We start from the raw sequence: 20,782 nt of genomic DNA, 5'->3' as shown, positions 1-20,782 counted from the left end.
GGCGACGCTCGCCGCTATCGACCCAGCGAATTAAAAGTATCCCCGGAAGCAGAAGTACAGAATCACTAACACCTCCGCCCAGCCAAGCAGGAAGCAAAACAGCGGCCAGAGAATTTCCTTCGTGCTCAGCGGAGGCTCGGTTTGACGATTGCGTACGTAGGGATCGTCCGGTGCGACCCGGCATTTCTCCTCGACCCACTCAGGCCAACGCGGCACGCGACAGGTCCACTTGGCGATGATACGTCCGGTGCCTGCCCACATGACCATCGGTGCAAAAAACAGTTGGAACGCACGGCTATCGGCCAGTATCTGCGTGGCCTGGATCAACGAGTGGATGAAACTCTCGCGTTTACCATCCAGATCCAGCAGACGCTGATCGACTTGGTATGCCTGAATATGGCCGTCGGGCTCTTCCATATAGCGACGCACCAGTTCCCAGATTTCCAGCACGCCTTTCATACCCTTGAGGCCTTCGTATTTGAAGAAGACAAGGTGATAAAGCATGTTGCCGTTGCGATCACGCACGTATCCGCGAATTTCCTCACGCGACATACCCCGGCGATCCTGAGACTTGGTCGCCTGGCTACTATAAAACTGGATGTCATCCCAATCCATGGTGACGACACCCATGTCTTGAGTCCAAGCATAGACTTTGCGGTCGCGGCGGTTAAAGCGCATGGGGTAGTGAGTCTTGCGGAACATGTCCCAGCGAACTAAGGCGTTTAGTATAGGAAATCCTATAAATACTCCTGCTAGGACTGCCAGCCACGTAAATATGTGAACAATCAATGGGAGACTACCAACATCATCGAAGAGGCTAAAAAACAGAGCTCCGAATCCTGTTAAAACAGGGATCGCCCCCATGAGACCAAAAAAGGAGGTGACGCCTCGTAGACGCCCTCCCGAATCAATTACTTCAATATAGCTCGAACTAACGGCAATTACCGAGTCATTAAAACGAGGTGACTTTACTTGATCTGGCGTTTGCTTCTTGTCGAGCACTTGGACTTTCTCTCCAAATCCTCTCGAGCGTGACATAGTACTGGAGAACCCCCAGTTTGCCCTGATCAATAAGTTGTAAAGATCCTTGGCAGTCGTCGATTGCATACCCTCCTTCCTTGTGGCTAATGGCTTCGATGCCCTCTAACTGTCCGGTTAGTAACCCGGTTGAGCACGGCTGGGGCCTGTAGATATAAACCGCTGCCGCTGGTGATGACGATTTTATGAATAAACTTGTCTAAGGTTGAACTGACTATTTTCGGCGCCTGTGTTAAGTCAGCCACGTTGTCGACGGCCCGCTCGGTGTTAATAGTAGAGCAGGCCCTGGTTGTGCCAACCCAAAGCCTGCTCCCTGTTTAGGTTCAGCGTTTCAAAAATATCCCCGGAAACAGAAGTACAGAATCGCCAGCACCTCTGCCCAGCCAAGCAGATAGCAGAACAGCGGCCAGAGAATTTCCCTCGCGCTCAGCGGAGGCTCGGTTTGACGATTGCGTACGTAGGGATCGTCCGGTGCGACCCGGCATTTCTCCTCGACCCACTCAGGCCAACGCGGCACGCGACAGGTCCACTTGGCGAGGATACGTCCGGTGCCTGCCCATGCGATCATTGGGGCTATGACCGCAGCCATGATGGGGCTATCCGCTATAAACCGTGTGGCTTGGACTAAGGAATTAATGAAACTCTCTCGCTTACCTTCCAGGTCCAGTAGGCGCTGATTCACTTGGTAAGCCTGAATATTGCCGTCAGGTTCTTCCATATAGCGGCGCACCAGCTCCCAGATTTCCAGCGCGCCCTGCATATTCTTTCTACCTTGGTACTTGAAAAATACCAGGTGATAAAGCATGTTGCCCGCGCGATCTTTTACGTAGCCACGAATTTCATCGCGTGCCAAACCTCGGCGATCTTCCGATGCTGTCGATTGGCTCGTGTAGAATTGAATATCGTCCCAGTTCATGGTGACCACGCCCATATCCTGAGACCAGGCATAGACCTTACGATCACGACGATTGAAGCGCATGGGGTAGTGAGTTTTACGGAATAATTCTCTGCGCAATAAGGAGTTAAGTAGCGGAAAGCATACCAACAAGATGATGGCAAGAGAAATTGCAAATAGGATGTACGCAACAACGGGGATTTCCGAACCCTTTTTCGCTATGAAATAAATTATTATCGCCAAGCCACAGGCAGATGGAATGCCTCCCATAAGACCGAAAAATGAAGGTACGCCACGAAGTCGATTACCAGCATCCACCACTTCGATAAAAGATGAATTGACTTTCACCACCGCATCGTTAAATTTCGCCTCAATCCCTTTTAGCGCTTTGTATTTTTTGTTAAGTAAGTCCGTTTTCCCCACTATTTTCAAGAGCCTAGAGGTCGTGCTGGAAAACCCCCAATCCCCTTTGATAAAGAGGTTATAATAATCCTTGGCAGACGGCCGCATTTCAGTCTTCCTCATGAGTGATCGCCTTGAGGCGCTGCATTTCGTTTTCCAAGGCAGCATTGCCTGGACTTGGCGCACCGCGTTCTCCAAAAGCGCATTCGGCCAGCCATTCTTGCAAATCGTTTTCCGTGAACCACAAAATGGCGATAGCTGCCGCAATGGCAAAAATGCCAAGAATCCCAGCTATCCACCACAGGGCAATGGTTGAAAATATTCCGGTTAAACCAGCACTAATAGAAAATATAGCAATACTGGCACCTATAGTGGATGAGCCGGAAAGTATATATAAGCCCCCTAGAGTCCACTCTCCATCAGCCAGCTTTTCTCCGCCCTCCCATATATCCATCAGCCCAAGAATCACACCTCCCGCCAACCCAAGGAATCGCCCGGCGGCCATAAGTGCACGCTGCGTACCGACAAAACGTGCCTCAGCGAAGAATACGCCACGGGCATGCTCCAGCGTCTTGCCGACCAGTTCGGCGGCGCCGCCGGCCAGGGCGAGCCCCATACCGAGTAGACGCCCCTGGGCTTTTAGGCCCGCTCCAAGGATGCTGTTCATCTTTCCAAGCTGATCGTTCAGGCTGACATAAGCCAACGCCACCCCCACGATACCTGCCGAAAACTCCAGTCTTTCTCGTCCCGTCAGGCTGATAGCGGATGGCGAAGACGTCTCCGCCATAAATTCATCGAGCGGTGTAAGGTCTATCTGGCGTATATCGAAGGTCACAGGGGGCTCCCCGTTGACCGCGATGAGCGAGCGGGTCTCAACGCGCACCTTCTGCTGGAACTGGAGTAGCTCACTCTCCCCCCAGTCGGGGTGGATCAGCTTGAGCGGCTCGCGGGTTCGGGATAAGGCTTCCTCCAACGTCACGCTGACTTGGGTGATCTGAATCGAACTTCCTGAAATCATCCCCAAGGTGAGCAGAAGTGGCGTCGGGCTCTGCGCGTTGGCCACGGCACTTTGCATTGGCCCCAGCACATGGCCGAGCACTCTGGCGGGAGAGACAACTTCGTCGGGATAATCTTCCATCAGCCCAAGATAAGCAGCGATCAACGGCCCCCAAGGTAAGGTGGCAGGGTTATTGGGTTTGGCACCGAAATCAACATCGCTCGCTGCCATGATCTGTTCGACCAGGGCTTGCTGATTGAGGCACATGCCTCGCAAGAGCAGGTTGCTATTGTCGATCTCGCTCGCTGACAGCCATTCAACATACTGTTTGAAGGCAGGCGCGTAGCTTTGGGTACCCAACAGCACGAAGGAGATCACGGAGACGAAATTGATACCCGACTCGACGTTCGCATCATCGAATCGGCTGTTGAGGTAAATCAGCAAGGGATTACCAGTCACCCAGCTCACATAGGCCGATGCCAGTGGCTGCATATTCTCTTTATCGTAGTCCGATAGCTGCGGGCGATAGGTGCTCTCCATCCAGTGATCGGGCTCGCCGGGCCGGAGTTTATCGCCATACTTGCCCCAGGCATCGTTGGCGGCCTCTTCGAGTTCAGACTCACTGATGCTCTTGTAGGCAGCTAGCCGCGTGGCCTCGACCTCTTGCCGATAAGCGGGATCTTCCTTCTGCCGGCGCTCGAAGGTGGCTTTGGCTGCATGTGCTATGCCCGGCGGACCTCCATAAGTACGGTAGTACTCATGTTCGAGCCGCTCCTCGACGATCTTATTGGCGCGCTGCATCCGCGCCCGCTCTCGGAAGCCGTCTCGCAGCGCGTTGACGATCCCCGCCGTCACCAACGGGCGCTTGATCGCTTCCTTCTCGTTGAACTCATTCTCTCGTGCGGCGAGTAGTGCAGCGAGATCGCTGGTGACACCGGCCGGGTCATCGAGCACGCACAGCGCCGGCGTCATCTCACTCGGCTCGGCCTGGCGTTGCGACCACTCGATGAACCCATCGACATCGTCCTGAATCCCGTTGACGGGTGCCAGGCTGTGGCTCAGCGCGCTCACTTCCGTACTCTGGCTCGCTGCGCTGCCGCCCGTATCGCTCGACTGGCGCTGCACCCAAGGGAAATTGGCCTCGGCCACCCGCTCCCCGAGTTCACTGAGCGGGCGGGTATAGTCCGCCGCGCCTCCTTTCCATTGCGTCAAGGAGAGCCTGCGCATGGCGTCACGCCGGCCATCCGTATTGGCGGCGTGCTCTTTCCAAACCCGCTTGGTCCAGCGGTCATCCGAGAAGGCGAGGTAGAGCTCTGTAGCGTCCTGAGCCGCCGGGACCGTGATACAGCGCCCTGGATAGACATGCTCGGGATTGCCGCGGCAGGGAAACTCGTCATCCTCCACCGGCGCATGGATATCGGCATCGATCGGCCCCGGCGCGTCGGGATCGAGCGCCAGCAGCTCGTCGTTGGTGACATCGATATAGCGGCTGAGAAAACCTTCATCGGTCACGTAGTAGCCCTGCCAACGTCCACGGGCCGCGTTGAAGACATACAGAAAGCCTTCTCGCAGTAGCCTCAGTGTGTAGTGCTGGTCTCCTGCAAGCGCAATCTGCGAGATGGCATCATCCGCGAGATCCGCCGGCAATCCAGGGGCGCTAATGCTGACATCATCGCTACGCGCCACGGCATATCGTACGGGCAGGATAGGCAGGCCACCGCCGCCACAGAAGCTGCAATCGGGGCGAGGACTATCGGCGCTACTCATGTCCGCTCCTTAACTCTGAAATGAGGATGTTCCATTCGGCGTCATGCCATGCGTCCAGATGACCGCCAGTTTCGGATCGTCGCCGCGTCGCTAGCGCCATGAACTGCTCTACCTGTTCCTGTCCGGCCAGGTCCGGCAGATGCATGGCCGCCCGTTCTGCCAGTAACGACTGATCCTCGGGCGATAGGCTCGAGCGCTGCGCATGACGCAGGGTGTCATCCAGCCACTGCCAATGGATCGTGTCCTGCGGCCAGGCGGGAGCCAGCAGGCTCAGACGGCGCAGACTCCGATTCAGTCCCGCAAAGCGATCGATACTCGACCACTGGGCACGAGTCAGTTCTAACCAATCGATGGCGGTAGTGATCTCGGGACGCTTCAGGACATAAGACCGACCCTGCCCATCGAACCAGAACCATTGATCGAGAGGCCCCAGAAGTCGGGCCAGTTGCATCGGCGTCAGCAGCCACGCCAGATGGCGGAAGACGAGCGGATCGTAATAGCGAAACCAGTGATATCGGCGGTCGCCATGGCGCCGCTGCAACAGCTGGCGACGCAGGTGGTAGGCCGTTTGTTCGAGATCGGCGCTTGTGCTCATCAGCGCAGAGAAAAACGAGGCGCCACGTTTGCGGTAGCGACGGGTGTGGTCGATCACGTCGTCACGCGTCTCATCGGACAAGGTCTGGAGATCGACCAGCTGCGGCAGGCGATGACCTCGCGCCGGAGCAGGCGACGTTTCCAACGCCCGGACAGGCAGGTCGCGCCAGTCTCGTTCGTGCACGACCAAGGGGTTGATCACGGCATAGTCGAATTGATGCAGCGACTCTGCCGTTAGACTCGCGTCATCTGTGCGAATCCGGGATGGCTCCATCAATACCGACATGGATCAGCCCCCCACGGGCGTACTGCCTGAAGATGACTTATCGGCACCCGCGAACTGCTTTTCGCACTCTCCCTCCGACAGCTCGGGCATCGCGACATCCATGCTCGCCGGCCCGCCAAAGCTGTGCTGAGCGCCTTTGATATCAATCGCACCGGGGCCGTGGACGTCGATATTGCCACCTTCGATACGGATATAGCCGCCGCCGCTGGTGAGCAGGATGCCGTTGGCGGCGTTGATCTCGACCCGCCCTTCGGTGGAGGTGATCTTAACGTCCTTCTCGGCGGTCAGCGCCATCTCGTCGCTCTGCGCCTGCACCTCCACCTTGCCCCGCGCCGCAAAAAGCTTGATGCCGGCGCGGTAGACGAATAGCGAGAGCTTCTCGGAGATCGAGGCGACCAGGCTCTTGCCGGTGGCGACGTTGACGTCCTCGCCGCTGGAGACGCTCAGCGAGCGGCCCTGGGCCAGGTGGGTCGATTCCGGCGTGCTCATCGTGATGCCGGCGGGCGAGGCCATATGCAGCCAGGGGGCCTTCATCCGCGCCGCTTCGCCACGGCCGCCGCTGTCGGTGGCGCCACGGGCGTTGCTCTGATCAGCATCCGCAAGCTGTTCGCTATTGCCGTAGCGGTCGTCGGCGTCGGTGCCGGCCTGCTTGAGGTTGTCGCGGCTGTCGAGCGCTTCGGCGTTGTGATCCTGGGCACTCTGGCTGAGGCTGTCGGTGAGGTTGTAGGCGCTGTCGAGCTGCTGCCGTGCTGGCGTCAAATCGAGCTGGTCACCGCTGGCGCCGAGCTGGCCCCAGCTGGTGAGGTAGAGCCCCTGGTTGGCGCGAATGGTGCCATAGGCGTCGGTGCGCAGCTCGAACCCGGTGCCGCGGAAGGCGCCGCGGGTGTTGCCGGCCTGGTGGATCAGGTAGCCGAGGTTGAGCTGGCTCTTCTCCGCTTCGGAGTTGAGACGCACCCGCTCCTGGTCGGTGGCGTCGTCGAAGACGAGTTCGTTGTACTTGCTGCCACGGTAGGTCTTGCTCTTGAACCCGGAAAGCAGGCCGTGGCTGTGCCAGTCGGGGGTCTGCTCGCCGTTGTAGACCCGGCCGGTGATCAGCGGGCGGTCGGCATCGCCTTCGAGGAAGTCGACCAGCACTTCCTGGCCGATACGCGGCACGAACACCCCACCCCAGCCGGCGCCGGCGTTGGGCTGGGAGACCCGTAGCCAAACGCTGGAATTCTCGTCGTTCTGCCCCTGGCGATCCCAGTGGAACTGGACCCGCACCCGGTTGAGGTGGTCGGTGTGGATCTCCTCGTTGGCGGGGCCGACCACGGTGGCGGTCTGGGGCCCGCCGATCACCGGGCGATGATGGGTCAGCGGATGGCGGTAGGGCTGGCTGCGGCGCTGGGCTTCGAGATCGACCAGAAAGTGGCCGGTGCCGCCGGTGGCATAATCTGACAGACGCTCGCCGGTGGGATCTGCGGTATCCGCTTCGAGACCGTGCGCCTTCTTGGCGGCGTCGATCTGCGGCTGCAGGCTGCCCGGCAGTGCCTGGAGCTGGGCCGAGACCGGCAGCGCATTTTCGGCGTGCACGGTGACGCCCAGCAGCAGGAACTGACGCTCTTCTTCGCCCCCGGTGTCGTGCAGCGGATGCTGGGTGAGTTCGAACCAGCGCCCGGCCTGGAGCTGGCGTGCGCCGCCGCTGCCGCGGAAGCGCTTGGCGCGGGACTCGTGCGATTCGAGGCGGTTCTCGGTCAGGCGCTCGCCGCGCTCGTAGCCGTGGTAGTAGTACTCGCCGGCGTAGTCGTAGAGCTCGGTCTGCGGCAGGTTGCCCTGATCGCTCAAGGTATCCAGCCCGGTACGCTTGGTCAGCGACGGCTGCTTGTAGTCGAAGGTACCCACGCTGACCCGGGTGGGCTGCTGGGCGCGCACGCCGCCCCACTGGGTGAGGGCATCCTCGCGCTCGGTGGCTGCCTGGCGGTGGAAGCGGATCGCCTGGGGGCTGACCGGCTGGGTGGTATCGACGTCGTCGGTGATGACCAGGCGGTGGCCGTCGAAAGTTCGACGTCCGCCCTCGTCGCCGCCGTCAGCCCCTTCGCTATCGTCGCTATATTCGAAGTAGTACCAGAGCCCCTCCTCTTCACATAGCCGATTGACGAAGTTGAAATCGCTCTCGCGATACTGCACGCAGTAGCTGCGGGCGGGATAGTCACGGCGCAGATCGAAGCGGTAGCGGCCCTTGGCCAGTTCATGACCGTCGAACACCGCGGTGAGGACATCGACGACACTGCGATCCTGGAAGATCCGGCTGTCGCGACCCAGTTCGAGCATGGCCAGCCACGGTACCAGGGTGAGCTGGTAGTAGGTGACGCCACCGTCCTCGCCCAGCAGCGCCGCCTCACTGACCAGCCCGTGCAAGCGGCGATAGCTGCCGTCGGCCTGCAGGATCGAGAGCCAGGCCGGCTGAGCCATCAGCGTCTTGAGTTCGATATCGCCCTGCTGGGAGACGCAATCGAGGGTGTAGGTGAAGGGCTCGCTGACCCGCTCCTCGCCCACCAGCCGGTGAGGAATGAACGACGTTCCGGCAAGTTCGAGCGTCAGCAGCCGCTGGGACTGCGACAGGTCGATATCGAAAGTGTCGAGTAGTTCGTTGAACATGTTGTCTTCCTGATGACGGGCTCAGGTTCCGGTGCAACTGGGATAGGCAACCGGGTAGCAGTGACCATGAATGACGCAATTTATTAGGGTAACGCGGTATTCATCGAATGTTTGTAGGAGAATTGCTATTGATGACTAAGACTTTTGATGATTCGGCGTTGAGACTGCTCTCGATAAGCCGTCTCCGAAAGATACTTGTGTCATCTGAAGGGTACGGGCCCTGGGCAGACCGGCATGGTCCGATACTATTCGGTGTCGAGGGCCTGTCGGTGTTGGCGCCCTGACTGCACCATCGCGTACTCTAGGCTCTGCACGAAAACTGCCAGCGCTCGCCGACCTTTCGTACCAACCCTAGTGGCCTCGCCCATTCGACATCTCGATAAAAGATTTCCCGTATGGCACCTGCCATCCCGCAGACTTTCTCGACATTCAATATCCCCCCGACGCGAAGGCACGTCGACACCATCGACTTCCTGCTCGGGCGACCGTCGCTGGAGCTGCTGCCGGAGGCGTTGCGCCCCAGCGCCCGGAGCTTCCTGTCCTATCTCGCCACCCTGCCCGCCAGCGCCCCTCATCAATGTCCGGCCTGCGCGAGCCGCTCGATCTCACTGGCCATTCCCGCTGGCAGTCGTGGGTTGCGTCGCGATGGCTATTACTGCCGAAACTGCAACAAGCGGTTCAACGTGCTGAGCGGCACGCCACTTCGCCTGCTGCGCTCGGAAGACAAGTGGAAGCCGTGGATGAGCTATCGGTTCCAGGGGTTCTCCCAAGAGCTGATCGCCACCTTCCTGGGAATCAGCAACAAGGCCTCGATGACTTGGAGCCGGGCCTTCATGGAGGCCATGGCCGACTACGATGCCGACCTGCATCGCTGGTGGGAGGACCATCAGTCCACGCAGGTTTCCGAACTGACGGATGAAGTCGAGGAGGCGCTGGAAGCGTGTGTCGCAGCGCTTGCCGAGCTCACTGTCTTGACCGACAGGCACTGTCCCTACTGCGGTTCCTCATCGAACCAGGTGCTGACCAGCCGGCGCGCCACGGAGTATCAATGTCATGGCTGCGGGCGCCGCTACAACAACCTGACCGAGACACCGCTTTCACATATCCAGCATAAGGAACTGTGGCCGGAATACCTGCGCCTTCTCGTAGTGGGGTATCACGATACGGAGATCGGGGAGCGGTTGGGGCTGAGCAAATCACTGACCAACCTGTGGCGGCAGCGCTTTCTCGAGTTCATGCAGCCCCGCTGGCCGCTGTTGGCTCACTGGACCCTGTGGCAATGGTCCCGGCGTCGCGCCAGCAGCTCCGGCGGGCCACTGCCCTGAAGCGCGGGCAACCCGGAGACCGTCGGTTCGCGGGCGCCAGCCAATCACGCCCACTTGGCAACCCGACGAGCCATGGACCATGCTGAGAGTCCCGCACTCGGCAAGGAGGCCAGCATGAAACCCCATACACTCTGGACCATCATCGGCACGTCCACGGCCATCATCTCCGGCGTGGCAACCCGGGAGGCTCTCAAGCACACCACCCGACGTCACGCCTTCGAACCCCCGGTCAACCCGGACGACCCCGATGTGCGTTGGCGCGAGGCACTCTTGTGGGGCGCTGCCTCCGGCATCGCGGTTGGCGTGGGTCGTATTCTGGGCTGGAAAATGGCTTCCAGCGGGCTGCGCCGTGCCCGTCGGACTCGCCGGGGCCAACGCCTGCTTTCACGTATCGAGGATTGAAGGCTGGGTGCGTCACCGGTCGCCCTCGTACAGGGGCCAGTCATACCCCCCTGGACCATGAACGCGAATCTAACTGAGAAATATTATTGATTGCATAGAGGTCTCTAAGGATAATCCCCGAGCCCGCCACTAAAAAAATCGCGGGCCTGTCAACAGGGATCATTCACTCTTGGGGATCATCACGATGAGCGGCCGCAATCGCACGATCGTGGGCTGCGGGAATCCGCCATGGTGGCACCAGACCACCATGGCGGTTTTCTGCGGCTCCGCACTACTCACCCTTCCCGCGATCGGGAGCGCGCAGCAGACGGAAGGTCGAGACGGGGCGTATCGTCTCTCTCCCGTCATCGTCAATGCGCAATCGGCACCTGACGACGACAGCGAAACCGTCGTCGCACGGGAGCTTTGGGTAGGCGGCAAGGTCGCCACGAGCATGCAGGACACGCCTGCCTCCGTCTCGGTCATCACCCAGAAAGAGATCGAGCAGCGCGGCGCCCAGACGACCGAGGAGGTGCTGCAATACACCCCCGGGGTCATCACCGACTACTACGGCACCGATGACCGCAACGACTATTTCCAGATTCGCGGCTTCCAGGCCACGACCTATCGCGACGGCATGACCCTGGGTTCCATGCGCGGCGTACGAGAAGATCCCTACGCCTACGAGCGTATCGAAGTCCTGCGCGGTGCCAACTCCACGCTGTTCGGCCCGGCCGATCCGGGCGGATCGGTCAACTTCGTCAGCAAGCGGCCGCGTTTCGAACGCTTCGGCGAAGGTTTCCTCTCCTACGGCTCGTTCGATCACAAGGAAGCCGGTATCGATATCGGTGATGTCCTGGATTCGGGCCAGACGCTCGCCTACCGCTTCACCGGCAAGATTCAGGACAGCGACCGCGAGTACGATCACTCGAAGAACAACAACGGGCTGTTGATGAGTGGTCTGACGTGGGAACCGACGGATCAGACCTCGGCGACGCTGATCGTCGACTACCTCAATCGCGACGACACCCCCAATAGCGGCGGCTATCCGCTAGACCGGGAGTACGATCGCGACGACTTCTTCGGCGAGCCGGGCTTCAACGATCATGATGTCGACCGGACCAGTGTTACCGGCCAACTGATCCACGATTTCGAAAACGGCCTGACCCTGCGCGCCAACGTTCGCTACAGCGATCTGGAGGACGACTTCCGCTACGTCTACATCACCGACTCCGCGACGCGCGTCGGCACGTTGGTGGATCGCGACTACTTCGGCACCGATACCGATGCTCACGAATTCATCGGCAACACGATCCTGCAGTACGACGCCAGTTTCGGCGACATCGACAGCAGTACCCTGGGTGGCGTCGAGTACCGCGACGCCTCGACCGACTCCCGCTCCATCTACGGGGATGCGACGCCCATCGATATCGCTGACCCGGTCTACAGCGGCAGCCCCGGCGACCTCACGCCCTACCGCTACGAAAATCAGGATTACCGGACTCGCTCGGTCTTCCTGACGCAGAATCTCTCGTTCTACGATCGCGTCGTCGTCAGCGCCGGCGTGCGCAACGACTCGATGGATCTCTCGAGCGAGGGGGAATCCTATGGGGAGGCATTCGACGATAGCGACGACTTCTCGGAGACGACCGTTCGCGGTGCGCTGACCTATATCGTCAATGACGAGCTCTCCACTTACGTCAGCTACGTGGAGTCGGTGGCGCCACCGACCATCGGCGTCACGCCGGAACGGGGCAAGCAGCAGGAGATCGGGCTGAAATACTCGCCCCAAGACATGAACGCCCAGTTCTCGGCGGCGGTCTACAACCTGGAAAGAGACGACGTGACCATCGCCGTGGTGCAGGACAACGGCGCCATCGACCAGCAGACCGTCGGCAAATCCCGGGCACGCGGTCTCGATCTCGAGGTCAAGGCCGAGCTCACCGACAGCCTGAGCGTCGTCGGTGGCTACTCCTACCTGGATTCGGAGGTCGAGGAGGGCACGCTGCGCGATGGCACCTCGATCAAGGGCAACGACTTCGCCATCGCGCCGAAACACACTGCCATGCTGTGGGGCTACTACACGCTCCCGGGCGAGCAGATGAGCGTCGGCCTGGGCGCCCGCTACACCGATGGCTACTACTTCGACGCCGCCAATACGGCGAAGAGCGATTCGGCGACCCTGATCGACGCGGCCTTCGACTACCGGATCGTCCGGAACACCGACTTCACGGTCAACGTCAGCAATCTCTTCGACGAACAGCACGTCGTCGGCTCCGGCACCGCCAACTACTACAACCCGGGACGCGAGATCCGGGCGAAAGTCAGCTACCGCTGGTAGGGCCGAGGCCGGAATGCGGTGAAATTCCGAGCGGCCCCGGCCGCTCGGAATCCACGTCTCTCCTCCTGCCATGCGCGTCGTCGGATTCTCGGGGGGCCAACGAGATATCGGTATGGCGATGACCCGGGATCGGACTAGTGCCAACCAGCGGCGCGGAGCCGGATCTCGGGCGGTTCAAGAAGTCGATGCGATCGCCGATAATGACCGAATGAGCAAGCATGCTCGCCCGCCGCCAGCGCATGATCGTTCGAAGACGCCGTGACGGCAGAACTTTTCCGCCAAGCCACGACGGATCGACACGAACATGGCGTTCGACCCTGCCACGATATTGACCCTGACCATCGCCATCTCGGCCGCCGCCGCGCTCTATCTACTGATGGAGTGGCGCGGCGCCCGCGACGTCTCGTTGCTGTTCTGGTCCACCGGTTTCGCCTCGATCACGCTGGGCTGTTCGCTCGCGCTGCTGCGCGCCAGCGGCCACTTCTTCATCGGCGTCTGGTTCGCCAACGGCCTGCTGGTATTCGCCCACTGGATGTTTCTGCTCGGTGTCACGCGCTTCGTCGAGCGACGCCCGTCGGCCTGGTGGTGGCTGGTCGTCGCGGTCTGGTGCGCGCTACTGCTGCTGCCGGACGGGCAAGCGTCGTCGAAACTCTATCTGATCGTCAACTCGCTGCTGGTGGCGATCGTGTCGCTCCGGGCCAGCCTGCTGCTGCGCCTGGAGGCCGACGTCGCCACGCTCGGCACTCGCCAACTGCACTACACCCTGCTCGTCCACGGCGCGTTCTATCTGGGCAAGGTCGGGCTGGCGCTGATCCCCGGCACGCTGATCGACCTCGTCGTCTATCAGGGGGCAGTGATCCGGATCTCGTTGATCGAGGGTGTGATGGCGATTCTACTGATCGCCCTGTCGATGACCGGGACGGTGCGTTATCGGCGAGAGCGCCAGATCGAACAGCTCGCCGAGCGCGATCCGTTGACCGCGCTGTTCAACCGTCGAGCCTTCGAGGCGCGCACGCCACGATTCTTGAATCACGCTTCCAGCAAGCGGCCGGGGGCGCTGCTGCTGATCGACGTCGACAACTTCAAGCTGGTCAACGACCTCTACGGCCATGCGGCTGGCGACCGGCTGCTGATCACGTTGAGTGACCTGATTCGGGAGGCGCTGCCGGAAGAGGCCCTCGCCGCCCGACTCGGCGGTGACGAGTTCGCCATCATGCTGCATGACGTCACGCCCCAGGACATTCGGCAACTCGGCGAAACGTTGCGCGCGCGCTTCCATGAGACCGCTGCGCAGAACTTCGACACCCCGGATGCCGTGACGCTGAGCATCGGAGCCACTCACTTCGAGCGGCCACCCGGCGATCTCGAGGCCCTGATCGGCCACGGGGATGTGGCACTTTACGACGTCAAGCGCAGCGGCCGGAACGGCACGCGCATACTCGAGCTGACCGAACGGCGAGCGCCGACATCCGCATCGAATGGTCAGCCCGGCTGACCGGGCCATCCCCCCCTTCGCGGGACCGGCAGATTTGCCTGACGCTGCAAGGTCGCTCCAAACCGCTGCCACGGCCTCCCTGAGCGGGGACGACGACATCAACCGCCCATGCTTTGTCTCTGCAAGCGGGATGATTTCGGCGACCTGAGAACATAAGACATGTCGTGGTCGACGACATCGAATCGAGCATCATGGCAGAAGGTTGGTTCATCGGAATCGCAGATGGCCGGCATCAGGAAACCCTTCAACACCTGCTGCATCCGCCGTCGCGCGCCCCGATTCTCCAGATCGAGAAAATGCCCGGCATCGGGTAGCGTACGAAATCGACTGTCGTCGATGTAATTGCCCAATTCGCGCACCGCTGCCGGCGACGTATGTTCGTCCAGCTCACCGTTGATGAACAGGACCGGCACGTCGATTTTCCGGTAGAGGTCAGTGTAATCCTCATCGTCCAGCGACAGGATCTGCTCGATATGAAAACAGGCCTGGTGGTATTCACGACTATCCAGCGACGAAAGATGCCGATGATTGACGTGCTTGAGCAGTTTCGGCAGGAAGCGGCCCACCTCATCGTTCATCAGTTTGGCCACATCACCGAAGCGCTCGGCCCTCACCAGATCGCGTGCCCTCGAGACGTAATTGCGCATGGGCTCGTTGAGATGGCTGGAGAATGAAGCCACGACCGCACGCTCGATGGAGGGCGGGCGGCGGGCCAGGGCCATCATCGCGGCGTAGCCGCCCCAGGAGACGGACAACATCGACTGAGGCCGGTAACGATCGATCAAGGCCAGCAGGATCTCGACTTCTTCGTCCTTGGTGACGATCCCCCCTGCCGGGTTATGTGGACGGGACTGCCCCGTGAAAGGCAGATCGAACAAGATGATATCCAGATCATCGCGCAGGTATTTCACGCAGTGATTGAACGAACCGGTCGTGGCCAGCGCCCCGTTGATCAAGATGATGCTCTTGCGGTTTCCCTCGCGACGATACTGTTCTACGTGAATTCGATACTCTTTGACTTGAACCAATTCTGTCGACGGTTTCATGCGTTCCCCTGACGTAAGGCAGTTTGGACGGAAAAACTCCCTCTCCCATCGTCTCGGTCTGATTTCCTTTATCGCTGGACTGACTTTCAACTAGGCTTGTTAGTATTGTTTCTACCTTAGCATAATATTAGTAATATCTAATTTATATTTCCATGACCATCCAGGGTCATTTCCGAGTCAGGCCTCGATCGGGAAGTGGCGGGTATCGGTGTAGAACTCGTCGCGCAGGCCAGCCGTGGCTGCCCGAATGAAAAACGCCCCGATCGTGGATCGAGGCGTTACGGCAGCGGGGACGGCGGCACCCGCCGGGCGGGCTACAAGGCGCCGTCGGCTACACCGGCGAGAGCTTCTCAGCGGCGACGGTCTCAGGTTTGATCGAAGCGAAGGACGTTATCGAGTTCAGCGTCGATGGCGGCAGCCTGCTCCGCGCTCGTTGGCGGCATCGGCATACGCGGCCGCCCGGTCTGCACTCCTTGCTTGCTCAGCACGTACTTGACGTTGGCAGGCAGATTGTCGGCGAAGATCGTATTCCAGAACGCTAGCAGCGCTTCGTGGACCTCTCTGGCGAGCTTGTGATCCCCTGCCTTGACGGCATTCCAGAGCGTTACGCAGACCCCGGGCACCGCTGCAGGATTGGCTGCTATCGTGCCGTGGGAGCCAATGGCGAAAGACGGATAGAGTAGCGCATCGACTGCCGTGAACACTCGACGGCCTTCGGGCACGCTCAGCATAAGATCAGCCATCAATTTGAGATCGCCGGCGCTCTGCTTGACCCCGATTACTTGGGGCAGGCCCTTCATGATCCGTACCAATAGCTGGGGCGAGAGATAGTTCCAAGGCACTACATTATAGATAATAACGGGGATATCGACTTCACGAGTCAAACGCTCGAAGTGTGCGTAGGTAGCATCCTCAGTGGGCTTGAAGACATAATGCACCGGGGTAATCTGCAGCGCGGCGACGTCGAATTTCGAAACGGCCTTGGCCGCTGCGATCGCATCACGCGTGCTATTGGCAATGATCCCCGCGACAACCGGGATCTTACCGTCGACCTCCTCGCAAGCGATCTCGATGGAGCGAGCGAGCTCCTCGACGGATAGCGTATGCCCCTCCCCCGTACTACCCCCCAAGCAGATACCGTGGACTTTCTTCTTCAGCATGAAGCGGATGTTATCGCGCAGCGCCTCTTCATCCAGCGTCTCGTCCTCTTTGAACGGCGAGACCAGTGGCGGAATGATACCTTCAAGCTCGTGTTTCATAGCGGTGTCCCTATCAATGGAGTGATGTAAACCGATCGCCGACTCAGCCGCGGTCTGGCGGGCGTTATTGCCGTAACTCGCCGAGCACGCGCTCGGTTTGCTGTTCATGTTCGGCCATGAAGTCACCGAGTTCGTCGGCATTCATCCATACCGGACCAAAACCCCGATCTCTCATACCCTGCTGAAAAGCCTCGGCATCGAAGGCAGCTTTCACCTGCGCCTCGATGATCTTTACCAACGCCGGTGACATGCCCGCCGGCCCAGCGACGCCGCGCCAAGTCCCGCCGGTCACCGGCTCACCGACGGCCTCCTCGACGGTCGGGACGTCCGGGTAGCGATCCAGGCGCTGCTCGGCGAATACGGCAACGTTTTCGACTAGCCCCGCTTCGCGCAACGAGTCGGTCTCAGGTAGCGACGACAAGACGACGTCCATACCGCCGGAGGTCAGCTCCTGTAGCCCTGCCGCGGCCCCCTTGGCCGGCACCAGATTGAGCTGAGTGACATCGATACCCTCATCGAGCATCAGAGAAACGAAAGGAATGTCCCAGCTGGCGTTGCACGTACCGCCGCAGGAAATCGTCAAGCTGGTGGGATCGGCTTTGAGTGCGTCGACGATGTCTTGTAGCGATTCGAGATTGGAATCAGCAGCGACGTGAACTGCGGCCGGATCCATGTTCACCAGCGCGATGGGAGTGAAGCTCTCGCTGGTGAAGTCGGCCTGCCCTAGTACGCGATACTGAGCAAAAGGCGACATCTGGCCGAGTGTGTAGCCATCGGGCTCCGCGTTGGTATAGGTCGTCATGCCGACAACGCCACCGCCCTGAGCCTGATTGACCACACTGAACGCCTGCCCCGTATTTTTCTCCAGTTCACGGGAAAGCAACCGGAAGACGTAATCGCTGCCGCCACCGGCTCCGGCGATCACGACCATCTGTACGGGCCGGGTTGGCCAGGCATCCTGCGCTTGCGCCGAGGATACCCACGCACTGCCAGCCATCATCGCAATCATCAGCATGGTCGTTTTCATTCGATGCCTCTCCTTTATTCCACGGCCCAGCTTCACTCGACACCCCGTCGCTAGAGGCCCTTGGAGATTCGCGCCGGACCCCTTGGTCGCTTATCAAACTACTGGGCCCATACTTCCATTTTTATCAATTAATAGAAATTAAACTATCGTAGTATTCCGAAATGCGGAATATCATCCGGTGGGTTTCGACTTAAGTTTCTTTTTAGGCCAAATTTGCAGCAGCACTACTCCCGCCCATACCGCGACAGTGACAATACCCAGCACAGCACCGATCTCGCGATCGAAGAAGATGCTCAGATCACCCCGCGACTTGAGCATTGTCGTCATGAACGTTTCCTCGATCATCGGCCCCAGGATCAGGCCGAGAATCGCCGGTGCCAGCGGTATTTCGTTGGATTCCATGACGTAGCCGAGCAAGCCGAAGAGCGCGATAAGCCCTACCGAGAACAGCGTGTTCTCGACCGAGAACGCCCCTAGAATGCAGAACATCAACACCACGGCTGAGACATACGCGCGCGGCAACCGAAGGATGTAACCGAAGCCTCGGATACACAGGATGCCGAGAGGAATCAGTGCCAAGTTGGCAATAAAGAAGATCCCAAAGATCGTGTAGATGACCTCCGGCTGATTCAGAAACAGCGTCGGGCCAGGGTTGATGCCTTTGATGAACATGACCGATATGACGATCGCGGTGATGGCGTCACCGGGTATGCCGAAGACCGTGGCCGGAATGTAAGCCCCACCGAGACTCGCGTTATTGGCCGCGCTGGCCGACATAATCCGCTCCGACGCTCCTATATCGTCCTCCCGCCGCCCCTTCCGGCTTCCTCGGCGTGCAACCGCATAGGAGATCCAGGCGGCTATGTCCGACCCTGCGCCCGGCAGAGCACCGACCAATGTACCGATCGAGCCACCGCGCAGCGTGCCTAACCGGTGTCGCCATAGATTTATGAGGCTTGGGACGAGTATCGGCCCGCTGATGCTAGGTAACGCCTCGGCTCGGGGCGGATTGGCCGCATTACGTAGCAGTTCGGAAACAGCGAACAGGCCGATCAGCACGGGGATCAGCCCAAAACCACCCAGCAGGTCCGGAGATCCGAGCGAAAACCGCGGAATGCCGCTGACTGGGTCCATGCCTACCGTTGCCAGCGACAGTCCCAGAAATAGTGACACCAACCCCTTGGCCAGAGAGCCGCCGGATACGAAAGTCGCACAGCTGAGCCCAAGTACGCCCAGCCAAAAATATTCGACGGAGCTGAATATCAGAGCGATCTTGGCCAGTGATGGCGCTGCCAAGGAGAGCACCAGCGCGCTGATCAGACCACCCAGTGAAGAGGCAATCAGACCGGCACCCAGGGCCACGGCGCCCTTGCCTCGGTGGACCATGCCATTGGCGTCGTTGGTGTAGGCCGCGGATGCTGGCGTACCGGGCATGCGCAGCAGCGCCCCGGGAATGTCGCCGGCGAATATCGCCATGGCCGACGCGGTGATAATGGCAGCGACCGCGGGTATCGGCTGCATGAAGATGACAAATGGCACCAACAGCGCACTGGCCATCAATGCGGTCAACCCAGGTATGGCGCCGATGATTAGCCCATAGGCAGCAGACAGGAAAATCACCAGCAACAAATAGCCATCGGTCAACTGCGATAGCACGGAATAGAACATCACCATATCAACCACCCCGACACCGCAGTCAGCGGTCCCCAAGGCAACGGCACGTGCAATATCGAGGCGAACAGCAAGTTGATAGCCAGGGCGATGATCAGCGCGACGACTGCCGCGCGTCGCGGATGCACCCGATTGGCGGTCATCAGGGCGAACAGCAATAGAGTCGCGGTGATGAGAAAGCCCAGCGGCTCCACCAGTAGTACGTATGCAATGATGGCCACGGGGATCAACCAGAAATTGATCGCGAGTCGCCAGCGCTTCGACCAATCGGGTCGCTCGAACAGCGGTCCCATACGACGCTTCTTGATACCGGCGAAAAGTATGGAGAGTCCTGCCAGTGCGAGACCACTACCGGTAAGCGTGGGAAAGAGATTAGGGCCGTAGGCAAAGCCTTGAGGTTGCGGCAGTGCGGTGGCCCAGACACAGAGCCCAACCCCCGCCAGAACCACTGCTGGCCCCAATATGATGTCATGTACCCGCATAACGCAGTCTCCATGGTGAGAAACCAAGACGCTGGTTCGATCTGACTTTGGGTCCCAGCGCCACTTACCATGGAAAATACGCTTTAAAAAAACACTATCAATCCGCAATTCGGATTATAGACTCACCTTTTCCCTCTCAATTCTTGATGCCGACTTACGGCTTTCCCGCCCATCCCAGTTCGCGCGAGATGGCGTCGGCAGTGCGTATGACGGTCGGAGCCAGACCGTCCTGACGAGCGAGTGGCAGCCGACTGGCCGGGCCTGAAACACTGATGGAGGCGAACACCCGTCCTCGACTGTCTCGGATAGGTGCACCGACACAGCGCACGTCGAGCTCGTTCTCCTCGTCGTCACGGGAGAAGCCACGCTCACGAATACGCTGCAGATCTTCGCGGAGTGCAGACATCTCGACCAAGGTATGTTCCGTTCTGCGCTCCAGCCCCTCCTCCTCGACGATACGCTCGATCAGGGCCTCGCTTTGAAAAGCCAGGAATGCCTTGCCAACGCTAGTGCAGTGGACCGGCGCGGCCTCGATGGTGGTCAGCGTTGTCAGGCGAGCATCACCCATCTCCTCGCGCTCGATGCAGACCATCTGGCTACCGTCGAACATATGCAGATGCACGATATCTCCAGTGATCTGATGGAGCTCGAGCACGTGAGGCCTCGCGTGACGGTCAAGATCCAGATTAGCGAGTACTGCACTGCCGTAATAGAACATTCTCAGCCCAAGGCGGTAGTCACCTCGGCGATGGTCCTGATCGATCATGCCAATCTCGCGCAGAGACGCCACGATGCGGTGAATAGTCGTTCTCGGCAGCCCGGTCATCTCGACCATGTCTGTAATCGACAAGTGTCCTTTCGAACGCGAAAAACAATCGAGCACTTTCGCCATCTTGTAGAACGATTTGGCACCGGCATCGCGGCCGTCCTGTATGGCCGACCTTGGAATATCGTTCATCGTGTCCCTCCTGAATGACAGCAAGATCGCACGTTCATAGCCGGCTATCAACGTAACCAATGTCTTAAAGTTCCATTTTTATTTTCGATCTGGCCACAAACGGAGAGATATCAGCATAAAGTGGATATTGACTTATTCAGCACCAAAGTATTCCGTATAACGGAATTGAAAATGGAGCTGG

At 59.5% G+C, this 20,782-nt stretch carries 15 protein-coding genes; 4 read left to right on the top strand and 11 right to left on the bottom strand.

Annotation, left to right across the window (positions count from 1 at the left end; genetic code table 11):
• Positions 1-30 precede the first annotated feature (30 nt).
• The 5 genes from DOM56_RS03545 to tssI form a co-directional block, all read right to left on the bottom strand.
• Complete coding sequence (locus tag DOM56_RS03545; RefSeq protein ID WP_110707487.1) at positions 31-1,107, bottom strand: DUF6708 domain-containing protein; 1,077 nt, start codon at positions 1,105-1,107, stop codon at positions 31-33.
• A gap of 262 nt (positions 1,108-1,369) precedes the next feature.
• Positions 1,370-2,458 carry a DUF6708 domain-containing protein gene (locus DOM56_RS03540; protein WP_232822156.1) on the bottom strand — a complete coding sequence of 363 codons (1,089 nt, stop codon included), beginning with the start codon at positions 2,456-2,458 and terminating at the stop codon, positions 1,370-1,372.
• A complete protein-coding gene (locus DOM56_RS03535; protein WP_110707485.1) occupies positions 2,445-5,099 on the bottom strand; it encodes a T6SS effector BTH_I2691 family protein in 2,655 nt (884 codons plus the stop codon). The genes DOM56_RS03540 and DOM56_RS03535 overlap by 14 nt, the downstream gene beginning before the upstream one ends.
• Positions 5,092-5,979, bottom strand: a complete 888-nt coding sequence (locus DOM56_RS03530) for a DUF4123 domain-containing protein (RefSeq protein WP_110707484.1) — start codon at positions 5,977-5,979, stop codon at positions 5,092-5,094. Before DOM56_RS03530 ends, DOM56_RS03535 begins: the two co-directional genes overlap by 8 nt.
• Positions 5,980-5,982: 3 nt before the next feature.
• Positions 5,983-8,616 carry a type VI secretion system Vgr family protein gene (gene tssI / locus DOM56_RS03525; RefSeq protein WP_110707483.1) on the bottom strand — a complete coding sequence of 878 codons (2,634 nt, stop codon included), beginning with the start codon at positions 8,614-8,616 and terminating at the stop codon, positions 5,983-5,985.
• A gap of 395 nt (positions 8,617-9,011) precedes the next feature.
• On the opposite strand from tssI, the gene DOM56_RS03520 reads away from it, so the two are divergent.
• The 4 genes from DOM56_RS03520 (at position 9,012) to DOM56_RS03505 (ending at position 14,158) form a co-directional block, all read left to right on the top strand.
• Positions 9,012-9,941 (top strand): hypothetical protein, encoded by a 930-nt coding sequence (locus DOM56_RS03520; protein WP_110707482.1) that lies wholly within the window; start codon positions 9,012-9,014, stop codon positions 9,939-9,941.
• A gap of 114 nt (positions 9,942-10,055) precedes the next feature.
• Positions 10,056-10,343, top strand: coding sequence for a DUF4235 domain-containing protein (locus DOM56_RS03515; RefSeq protein WP_157958146.1), 288 nt, complete (start codon positions 10,056-10,058; stop codon positions 10,341-10,343).
• A 184-nt stretch (positions 10,344-10,527) separates the two neighbouring features.
• Positions 10,528-12,663: a TonB-dependent siderophore receptor gene (locus tag DOM56_RS03510; protein ID WP_110707604.1), complete on the top strand. Its 2,136-nt coding sequence runs from the start codon at positions 10,528-10,530 to the stop codon at positions 12,661-12,663.
• A 304-nt stretch (positions 12,664-12,967) separates the two neighbouring features.
• Positions 12,968-14,158 (top strand): GGDEF domain-containing protein, encoded by a 1,191-nt coding sequence (locus DOM56_RS03505; RefSeq protein ID WP_110707480.1) that lies wholly within the window; start codon positions 12,968-12,970, stop codon positions 14,156-14,158.
• A 98-nt stretch (positions 14,159-14,256) separates the two neighbouring features.
• Here the strand turns inward: DOM56_RS03505 and DOM56_RS03500 are convergent, their stop codons facing one another.
• The 6 genes from DOM56_RS03500 to DOM56_RS03475 form a co-directional block, all read right to left on the bottom strand.
• Entirely contained in the window at positions 14,257-15,204 is a 948-nt protein-coding gene (locus DOM56_RS03500; RefSeq protein ID WP_110707479.1) for an alpha/beta hydrolase, read from the bottom strand.
• 365 nt (positions 15,205-15,569) lie between these two features.
• On the bottom strand, positions 15,570-16,463 hold the full coding sequence (locus DOM56_RS03495) for a dihydrodipicolinate synthase family protein (RefSeq protein ID WP_110601445.1): 894 nt from the start codon (positions 16,461-16,463) through the stop codon (positions 15,570-15,572).
• A 64-nt stretch (positions 16,464-16,527) separates the two neighbouring features.
• On the bottom strand, positions 16,528-17,490 hold the full coding sequence (locus DOM56_RS03490; protein ID WP_110707478.1) for a tripartite tricarboxylate transporter substrate binding protein: 963 nt from the start codon (positions 17,488-17,490) through the stop codon (positions 16,528-16,530).
• Positions 17,491-17,661: 171 nt separating this feature from the next.
• Complete coding sequence (locus DOM56_RS03485; RefSeq protein ID WP_110707477.1) at positions 17,662-19,164, bottom strand: tripartite tricarboxylate transporter permease; 1,503 nt, start codon at positions 19,162-19,164, stop codon at positions 17,662-17,664.
• A complete protein-coding gene (locus DOM56_RS03480) occupies positions 19,158-19,643 on the bottom strand; it encodes a tripartite tricarboxylate transporter TctB family protein (protein WP_110707476.1) in 486 nt (161 codons plus the stop codon). Before DOM56_RS03480 ends, DOM56_RS03485 begins: the two co-directional genes overlap by 7 nt.
• 154 nt (positions 19,644-19,797) lie before the next feature.
• On the bottom strand, positions 19,798-20,601 hold the full coding sequence (locus DOM56_RS03475; RefSeq protein WP_110601452.1) for an IclR family transcriptional regulator: 804 nt from the start codon (positions 20,599-20,601) through the stop codon (positions 19,798-19,800).
• Positions 20,602-20,782: the final 181 nt, after the last annotated feature.

The sequence above is a fragment of the Salinicola sp. CR57 genome, assembly GCF_003206585.1.
Taxonomy (GTDB): Bacteria; Pseudomonadota; Gammaproteobacteria; order Pseudomonadales; family Halomonadaceae; genus Salinicola; species Salinicola lusitanus.
The sequence above is the reverse complement of the archived record's forward strand: the minus strand, read 5'-3'. Positions and strand labels throughout refer to the sequence as shown.